General features: G+C 36.0%; 1 protein-coding gene. It reads left to right on the top strand.

Features of this window, described 5'->3' with window-relative positions; all coding sequences use genetic code 11:
- Nucleotides 1–186 precede the first annotated feature (186 nt).
- Nucleotides 187–10,776 (top strand): Spy0128 family protein, encoded by a 10,590-nt coding sequence (locus CD128_RS11890; protein ID WP_231917293.1) that lies wholly within the window; start codon nucleotides 187–189, stop codon nucleotides 10,774–10,776.
- Nucleotides 10,777–10,786 lie beyond the last annotated feature (10 nt).

The following is a 10,786-nucleotide window of genomic DNA, read 5'->3' as shown; positions in this document are numbered from 1 at the left end:
AAACTTACCTTTACAAAGCTATATTTTTAATATAAATAATTCATGCATAAAACATTTATTTACTCATTAAAAATTCTTAATCTTATCTTATAAATATTTTATTTTAATGTTGTTTTTTCTTTTAACTCATTTATAATATATGTATTAGGCCTAAGCTTAAAATTTAATACTGGAGGACATCGAGATTTGAAACAACATTTGAAACAGAAATTCTCTATTAGAAAGTTCACGGTCGGTACCGGCTCTGTTTTATTAGGGACGTTTCTAATTTTGAGTGTTCATGATGTAGCTCATGCGAGCGAATTGAACACAAACAACACGAAATCAACAACGGCTAATAGCTCAGCTAATGCTGATGCTCAAGCCCCAGTAACTCAAGCACCTACGAAAGAGGCTTCTCAAACTGAAACTACAAATACAAATAATACAGTTGCTAAAGAAACTCCGACAACTGAAGTGCCTGCTAGCGAACAATCAACTAGTCAACATAACGCTGTTGCTGATAACTCAGCAACGCCTAAAACTGAAGTTGCACCTTCTTCAACGACTAAAGTTGAAGATAGAGAGGCAAAAACTGACGCTGCTCCTCAAACTGAAACAAATACAATTACAGCTGCTTCAGATACAACAAGTCAACCAGCAGTACATAAACGCTCACGTCGTTCGGCTACTGCACCACTTTCATCGGAAGGTATATTAGAAAATACTGCTGCCACAGCATCACCAAATATGGATGATCCTAATGGAGCAACTGTTCATAGTAGACCTGTTAAGACTCCAAAACCTAAGGATTCTACTACAATTCCTACTCAAAATGTAATATTCGAAAAAAATCCAGATCCTAATCAATATACATTTGCGATAACTGACTTAAAAGACTTTAACGCTGCATATCATACAAAATATTATTATCGTTTATCAAAACCATATGATGATTCTAAAAATGTAACTATTGAATTAGTAGACGGTGAGACAAACGCTGTAGTAGAAACTAAACGCATTAATTCACCTGGAACTGTAACAATTGGTGAAACTTCTTTAGCAAGAGCTGTCGCTGCTAAAGATCCTAGTAAAGCAAAATATGGTCATATCAATTTTACTTTCTTACAAACACTTGATTCTTTCCAAAAAACGGTTTCTACAATCAGAGGTCGATTTGCGATTGATGATCAAGGTAGCTTAGAAGACCAACGTAGTGGTATTCAAATTTACGACGTCTTTAACCAAGCGAATGAAGGTACAACAATAACTGATCCTCAATACTATGTACCTGAAGTTGTCCCTCAAACGACTTATTATCGTGTCGTAAATAAAAATAACCCTACATATCAAGCTAATAAAACCGATGTTAATGCACAAACATATGAACCAAACGAGACTGAAACAGAACTTGCACGTTATGTAATGAAAGGTATGGATGGTCAAACATATACTGCATCAAACGTACGACAATTTGAAGGCTATCATTTATATCAAATGGCAGATCCTGCTAACATGACTGGCCCTATTACACGTCCTTATCAAGTAGGTTTAAGATACGTAGATGCCGAAACTAATAATGGTGGGGTTAAGCGTATCAAAGAAATCGTTGAAGAGGATGGTACAACTCGCGTAGAAGTTTGGACATTATCGGCAGACCATATGTCTGAATCAGCTAAAAACACAGGTATCGATACTACAAATTATGTTAAAGTATATGAAACAACATTAAAACCTGGTCAAAGAAATATGAATGATTTAGGTAAGGAAATTTTGATTCCTGGTTATTCTAAACCATTTAGAATTAACGACGCTAGCCAAGGTGATGGCGCGTTAGGTAACGTTTTCATTCCTGACCAAACAATTAAAGGTGTTCAAGTAGGTCGCGGTAGTAACTTCCGTTTACAAAACTTATTAACGAAAGCACACCCTGTTATCTATTACTACACTAAGATTGAACCAGTAGAGGTAACATTAACTGCGAGAAAGGTAGTTAAACGTAATAACTCTTTACCTGATGGTCAATTAACTAATGGACAATTTACATTCAATATCGTAGCTGGGCCAAATTCACCAGCGATTCCAGCTGCATCTCAATCTAAAACAAATGCAGCCGATGGTTCTGTAACATTTGATAAAATTTCATTTACTAAACCTGGTACGTACACTTATACCATCACTGAAAATAAAACAAACTTAAGTTCCGACTATGATGCTGAGCCTTTAACAGTGACTGCAACAGTTAACGTGACTGAAGAAAACGGTGTCTTAAAATCAAATGTGACTTATGCTTATAATTCTGATACTGATGGAAACCAAGCATTTACAAACTATTATGTTGCACCTAAACAATTAAACTTTGATGTGCATTTCACTAAAGATTTAACTGGTCGCCCATTAACTGATGGTGAATTCCATTTCAACATGAAAAATGCTGCTGGTGAAGTCATTGCCACTGGTACAAACAACGATCAAGGTCAAATTAATTTTGATTTCCTCGATGGTAAACGTCCTACTTATACAAACGCTGATGCGGGTAGAACCTTTACTTATACGGTTGAAGAAGTACCTGGCGGTCAACCAGGCGTAACTTACGATCCAATGAAAGCAACAGTAACTGTAAATGTTACTAAGAGCGAAACTCAAGACTTACATGTGCTTACAGTAACATCTGTAGCTCCTAGAGATACTGAATTCAATAACGTTTATACACCTACGCCTGCAAAAGCGAAAATTGAGTTCACGAAAGTATTAGCAGGTAAAAAATTAACTGATGGCGAGTTTGAATTCACTCTTTCTGAAGATGATGAAGTACTTCAAACAGTTAGAAACGTAAATGGGAAAGTAACATTCCAAGATATTTCTTATACTAGTGAAGGAAACCATACTTACACTATTAAAGAAGTTCGAGGTACAGATACAAACATCGACTATGATCCAATGGTAGCAACTGTAATCGTTAATGTTATCGAAGATCCATCTACACATAATCTTGAAGCAATCGTTGACAACCCTCAAGATACTGAATTTGATAACTACTATGTTGCACCTAAGGAATTAAACTTTGACGTAGACTTCACTAAAGATTTAGCGGGTCGCCCTTTACGTGATGGCGAATTCCACTTCAATATGAAAAATGCTGATGGTGAAGTTATTGCGACTGGTACAAACAATGAGAATGGACGAATTACATTTACATTTGTTGATGGTAAGCGTCCTACTTATACGAATACAGATGCCGGTAAATCATTCACTTATACTGTAGAAGAAGTACCAAGTGAAGAGCCAGGAGTTACAAGTGATCCTATGAAAGCGACAGTTACAGTGAATGTAGCAAAATCTGAAAGCCAAGGTCTTCGTGTACTTACAGTCACATCTGTAGCACCTAGAGATACTGAGTTCAATAACTCATTCACACCTACTCCTGTGAAAGCAAAAATTGAATTTACTAAAGCATTGACTGGTAAAGCGTTAACTGACGGTGAGTTCCAATTCACACTTTCTGAAAATGATGAAGTCATCCAAACAGTAACAAACCAAAACGGTAAAATAGTATTCGACAACCTTTCATACACTGAAAAAGGTATGCACATATACAACGTTAAAGAGGTAGTTGGTACTGATGCAAATATCGACTATGACCCTATGGTAGCAGTGGTATTAGTTAACGTAATTGAAGACCCTTCAACTGGTGCTTTAGAAGCTGTCATCGTTAACCCTGACGATACTGAATTCGATAACTACTACGTTAAACCAAAAGAATTAGACTTTGGTGTTAAATTTACTAAAGAATTAGCTGGTCGTCCTTTAGCTGACCAAGAATTCCACTTCAAAATGAAAGATGCAAATGGTGAAGTTATTGCAACTGGTACTAACAATGCAGATGGTGAGATTACATTTACATTTGTTGATGGTAAACGTCCTACTTATACAAATGCTGATGCTGGTAAATCATTTACTTATACTGTGGAAGAAGAGCCTAGCGAAGAACAAGGTGTTATAAGTGACCCTATGAAAGCGACTGTTACAGTTAATGTAACGAAAGACTTACATGTTCTTACTGCAACATCTGTAGCACCAGCGGACACTGAATTCAACAACATTTATACGCCTGCACCGGCGAAAGCGAAATTTGAATTTACTAAAGTATTAACTGGTAAAGCATTAACTGATGGTGAGTTCCAATTTACTCTTTCTGAAAATGATGAAGTTATTCAAACTGTAAGCAATAAAGACGGTAAAGTTTCATTTAATGAAATATCTTATAACGAAGAAGGACTTCATACGTATACTGTTAAAGAAGTGGTTGGTACCGATACAAATATCGATTATGATCCTATGGTTGCTACAGTTATAGTTAATGTAACGAAAAACAGCACAACTGGTAACTACGAAGCTAACGTAATCACTCCTGACGATACTGAATTCGACAACTTCTATGTTGCACCTAAAGAGTTAGATTTTGGTGTTAAATTCACTAAAGAATTAGTTGGTCGTCCTTTAGCTGACCAAGAATTCCATTTCAACATGAAAGATGCGAACGGCGAAGTTATTGCGACTGGTACGAACAACGCAGATGGTGAAATCACATTTACATTTGTTGATGGTAAACGTCCTACTTATACAAATGCAGACGCTGGTAAATCATTCACTTATACTGTGGAAGAAGTGCCTAGCGAAGAACAAGGCGTCATAAGTGACCCTATGAAAGCGACAGTTACAGTTAATGTAACGAAAGACTTACATGTTCTTACTGCAACATCAGTTGCACCAGCGGACACTGAATTCAACAACATTTATACGCCTGCACCAGCGAAAGCGAAATTTGAATTTACTAAAGCGTTAACTGGTAAAACATTAACTGATGGCGAATTCCAATTCACACTTTCTGAAAATGGTGAAGTTATTCAAACCGTTACTAACAAAGACGGAAAAGTTTCATTCGATGAAATTTCTTACAATGAAGAAGGATTTCATACTTATACTGTTAAAGAAGTAGCTGGCACAGATAGTAATATCGACTATGATTCTATGGAAGCAACAGTTACAGTTAATGTAACGAAAAACAGCACAACTGGTAACTTTGAAGCTACTGTCATTACACCTGATGATACTGAATTCGATAACTTCTATGTTGCACCTAAAGAATTAAACTTTGATGTTGAATTTACTAAAGCATTAACAGGTCGCGACTTACAAAATCAAGAATTCCAATTCAATATGAAAGATGCAAATGGCGAAGTTATTGCGACTGGTACTAACAATGCAGACGGTAAAATCACATTTACGTTTGTTGATGGTAAGCGTCCTACTTACACAAATGCAGATGCTGGTAAATCATTTACTTATACTGTTGAAGAAGTACCAAGTACAGAAGTAGGTGTTACAAGCGATACGATGAAAGCCACTGTAACTGTGAATGTAACTAAAGACTTACATGTTCTTACTGCAACATCAGTTGCACCGGCAGATACTGAGTTCAATAATACTTTTGTACCACCAACACCGCCAACACCACATTTCCAACCTGAGAAATTCGATTTATCAGTGGAAAAATTTGATATCACAGGTAAAAAATTATTAGATGATGATAGCGAATTAGCAGATAAATACGCTGATACAGCTAACGATCCATATGCAGATCAAACAGATAATAATGAGCCTGAAAACATTAACACGAAAGAATTAAATCGTGGCGATAAAATCGTTTACCAAGTTTGGTTAGATACAACTCAACTAACTGAAGCAAATAAAATTAATCAATTAGGTATCACTGATGATTACGATGAAACAAGTGTAGAGATTACTGATGTCAAAGCTTATGATGGTGTAACTGGCCAAGATGTATCGAACTTATTCGATATTACAAATGATAATGGCGTAGTCACTGCAACTACTAAAGAAAGTTTAGTAACTGATCATGTGATTGATAATGACCAAATGCCATTTGGACGTTACTACAAATTTGAACTTGTAGGAACTGTGAAAGCTGATGCTGTAGCTGGTAAAGATATTACAAATATTGCGAACCAATCTGCTCAATACTTTAATCCAGCTAAAGGTGGCAATGAAGTACCACCTCCACCATCAACTGAAAAACGTATCAATAGAGTGAAACCAGATCCAGCTAATCTTCAATTAAAAGTAACTAAACATCTTGAAGGCGGACAACTTAAAGGTGGCGACTACACATTCGACTTAATCGACTTAGCTAACCCTAGTCAACCTGTCGAAGAAGCTACTAACGATATTGATGGTAACGTTAACTTCACAGCAATTAAATATAACCAACCGGGCACATATAATTACGTTATTACTGAAAAAGTAGGCACAGATGCAAACGTTGACTACGATACAATGACAGTAAGTGCTATTGTGACTGTAGACGCAGATGAAACAACTGGTAATCTTAAAGCTCATGTAAGTTATGTAAGTACAGGTGGTAAATCAATAGGACAAGATGATACTGAGTTTAACAACACTGTTATTCCTCCAGTACCACCGACACCTGAAATCCAACCTGAAAAATTCGATTTATCTGTTCCTAAATTTGATTTAACAGGAGATAAATTATTAGACGATGATAGCGAATTAGCAAATAAATATGCTGATACAGCTAGCAATCCATATGCAGATCAAACAGATAATAATGAACCTGAAAACATTAACACGAAAGAATTAAATCGTGGAGATACTATCGTTTACCAAGTATGGTTAGATACTACAAAATTAACTGAAGCGAATAAAATTAATAAACTTGGTATTACTGACGATTACGATGAAACAACCGTTGAAGTAAGTGATATTAAAGCTTACGATAGTGTAACTGGTCAAGATGTGACTCACTTATTCGACATTACAAATGAAAATGGTGTCATTACTGCAACTACTAAAGAAAGTTTAGTAACTGACCATGTAATTGATAATAATCAAATGCCATTTGGACGTTACTATAAATTTGATATCGTTGGTACTGTTAAAGCTGATGCGGTAGCAGGTAAAGACTTCACTAACATCGCGAACCAATCTGTTCAATTCTTTAACCCAGTTAAAGGCGGTAATGAAGTACCACCTCCACCATCAACTGAAAAACGTATCAATAAAGTGAAATCTACACCAGCTAATATCGAACTTAAAGTAACGAAACATCTTGACGGTGGTCAACTTAAAGGCGGAGATTACACATTCATCTTGACTAACTTAGCTAACCCTGAACAACCTGTTCAAGAGGTAACTAATGATGCAGATGGTAATGTGAAATTTGCAGCAATTAAATATAAAGAAGTTGGCACATATAGTTACTTAGTTACTGAAAAAGTAGGTACAGATGCAAACGTAGATTACGACACAATGTCTATCGTAGTAAATGTTGATGTAACGAAAGATCCAACAACTGGTGACTTACAAGCTGCTGTGAAATATATCAGTACAGGCGGTAAATCTATTGGTGCAAATGATACTGAGTTTAACAACACTGTTATTCCTCCAGTACCACCAACACCACACTTCCAACCTGAAAAATTCGATTTATCTGTTCCGAAATTCGATTTAACAGGCAATAAATTATTAGATGATGATAGTGAATTAGCGAATAAATATGCTGATACAAACAGCAACCCTTATGTTGATCAAACAAATAACAATGAACCTGAAAACATTAATACAAAAGCATTAAGTCATGGTGACACAATTGTTTACCAAGTTTGGTTAGATACAACTAAATTAACTGCTGCTAATAAAATTAATCAGTTAGGTATTACTGATGATTATGATGAATCAAGCATAGACGTTTCTGATATCAAAGCTTATGATGGCGTAACTGGTCAAGATGTGACTCACCTATTTGATATCGTTAACAGCAATGGCGTAATCACTGCGACTACTAAAGAAAACTTAGTGAAAGACCATGTGATTGATAATGACCAAATGCCATTCGGACGTTACTATAAATTTGATATCGTGGGTACTGTTAAAGCTGACGCAGTCGGTGGAAAAGAAATTACAAACGTAGCTAACCAATCTGCTCAATTCTTTAACCCAGTTAAAGGTGGCAACGAGGTACCACCTCCACCATCAACTGAAAAACGTATCAACAAAGTTAAACCTGAACCAGCGAATATCGAACTTAAAGTCACTAAGAAACTTGAAGGTGGAGAACTTAAAGGTGGAGACTTCACATTCGTATTAACTGATTTAGCAAACCCTGATCAACCAGTTCAACAAGCTACTAACGATGCAAGTGGTAATGTTAAATTCCTACCAATTAAATATAATGAAGTAGGTAAACACTCTTATCTTGTAACTGAAAAAGTAGGTTCAGAACAAAACGTCAAATACGATACAATGTCAATCATCGTCAATGTTGATGTAACAAAAGACGAAGTTACTGGCAACTTAAAAACAAATGTGAACTATGTAAGTACAGGCGGTAATTCTATTGGATTAAACGATACTGAGTTCAACAATACAATTACTCCACCACCACCAGTAGTTCCACCAACACCTGTATATCAACCTGAAAAATTCGATTTATCAGTCGAAAAATTCGATTTATCAGTCGAAAAATTCGATTTAACAGGTAACAAATTATTAGATGATGACAGCGAATTAGCGAATAAATATGCTGACACAGCTAAAAATCCTTACGCTGATCAAACTAATAATAATGAACCTGAAAATATCAACACGAAAGAATTAAACCGTGGAGATAAAATCGTTTACCAAGTATGGTTAGATACTACAAAATTAACTGAAGCAAACAAAATCAATAAATTAGGTATCACTGATGATTATGATGAGTCTAGCGTAGATGTACAAAGCATCACAGCTTACGATGGCGTAACTGGTAAAGATGTATCTTACCTATTTGATATCGTTAACAATAATGGTGTTATCACAGCTACTTCTAAAGAAAGCTTAGTGAAAGATCATGTCATCGATAACGAACAAATGCCATTCGGACGTTACTATAAATTTGATATTGTTGGTACAGTGAAAGCTGATGCAGTAGCTGGAAAAGATTTCACTAACATTGCGAACCAATCTGTTCAATACTTCAACCCAGTTAAAGGTGGCAATGAGGTACCGCCTCCACCACCATCAGAAAAACGTGTGAACAAAGTGAAACCAGCACCAGCTGATATCGAACTTAAAGTAACGAAACGTCTTGAAGGTGGCCAACTTAAAGGTGGAGACTTCACATTCGTATTAACTGATTTAGATAACCCAGACCATGTCGTTCAAGAAGTAACAAACGATGCGAATGGTATTGTGAAATTCTCAACTATGAAATATAAAGAAGTAGGTACACATTCTTACCTTGTTACTGAAAAAGTCGGAACAGATGCAAATGTAGATTATGATGCAATGAATATTTTAGTTAATGTAAATGTTACTAAAGATGAAGCTACAGGTAATCTTAAAGCAGCTGTGAAATACATCAGTACAGGCGGTAAAGCTATTGGTGCAAACGATACTGAATTTAACAACACTGTTAAACCTCCAGTACCACCAACACCAGTATTCCAACCTGAAAAATTCGATTTATCAGTCGAAAAATTCGATTTAACTGGTAACAAACTATTGGATGATGATAGTGAATTAGCGAATAAATACGCTGATACAAACAACAATCCATACGCTGATCAAACAAGTAACAATGAACCTGAAAATATTAATACAAAAGCATTAAATCGTGGAGATAAAATCGTTTACCAAGTATGGTTAGATACTACGAAATTAACTGCTGCTAATAAAATTAATAAATTAGGTATCACTGATGATTACGATGAATCAAGCGTAGCTGTTCAAAATATTAAAGCTTATGATGGTGTTACTGGCCAAGATGTCACTCACTTATTCGATATCGTAAATGAAAATGGTGTCATCACTGCGACTACTAAAGAAAACTTAGTGAAAGATCACGTGATTGATAATGCACAAATGCCATTTGGACGTTACTACAAATTTGATATCGTTGGTGTAATTAGAAGCGATGCAAAAGCTAATAAAGACATCACTAACGTGGCAAACCAATCTGTTCAATTCTTTAACCCAGTTAAAGGTGGCAACGAGGTACCACCTCCACCATCAACTGAAAAACGTATTAACAAAGTAACACCAGTACCAGCAAAATTTGAATTCAAAGTGACTAAGAAACTTGAAGGTGGTCAACTTAAAGGTGGAGATTATACATTCATCTTAACTGACTTAAATAATCCTGATCACCCAGTTCAATTAGCAACAAATGATGTTAATGGTAAAGTGAACTTCTTACCAATTAAATTCGATAAAGTAGGAACTTACTCTTACCTAATCACTGAAAAAGTGGGAACAGATGCAAACGTTGATTACGATACAATGTCAATCGTGGCAACTGTGGTAGTGACTGGAAATCCAACAACTGGTGATTTACAAGCAACTGTAAGTTACATTAGTACAGGTGGTAAAGCAGTCGGATTAAATGATACTGAGTTTAACAATAAAGTTAAACCACCAGTACCACCAAAACCTGACAAACCGCCATATCAACCACCACATAACCCACCTCATCAACCAGGTAAACCACCGGTTCATCCGCCACATCATCCGGGTAAACCACCGGTTCCACCTAAAACACCAGGTGTACCACCGACACATCACGTGCCACCAACACCTGAACAACCTAATAAACCTAAACATCTTCCTAAAACTGGTAGCGAAGAAACTAACACTAACGCACCATTATTAGCTACAATGTTTGCAGGTTTAGGTAGCATCTTATTATTCGGTAGAAGAAGAAAAAAAGAAGATAAATAATCTCCTTTAA

The organism is Staphylococcus croceilyticus (assembly GCF_002902575.1).
Classification (GTDB): domain Bacteria; phylum Bacillota; class Bacilli; order Staphylococcales; family Staphylococcaceae; genus Staphylococcus; species Staphylococcus croceilyticus.
The sequence above is the reverse complement of the archived record's forward strand: the minus strand, read 5'-3'. Positions and strand labels throughout refer to the sequence as shown.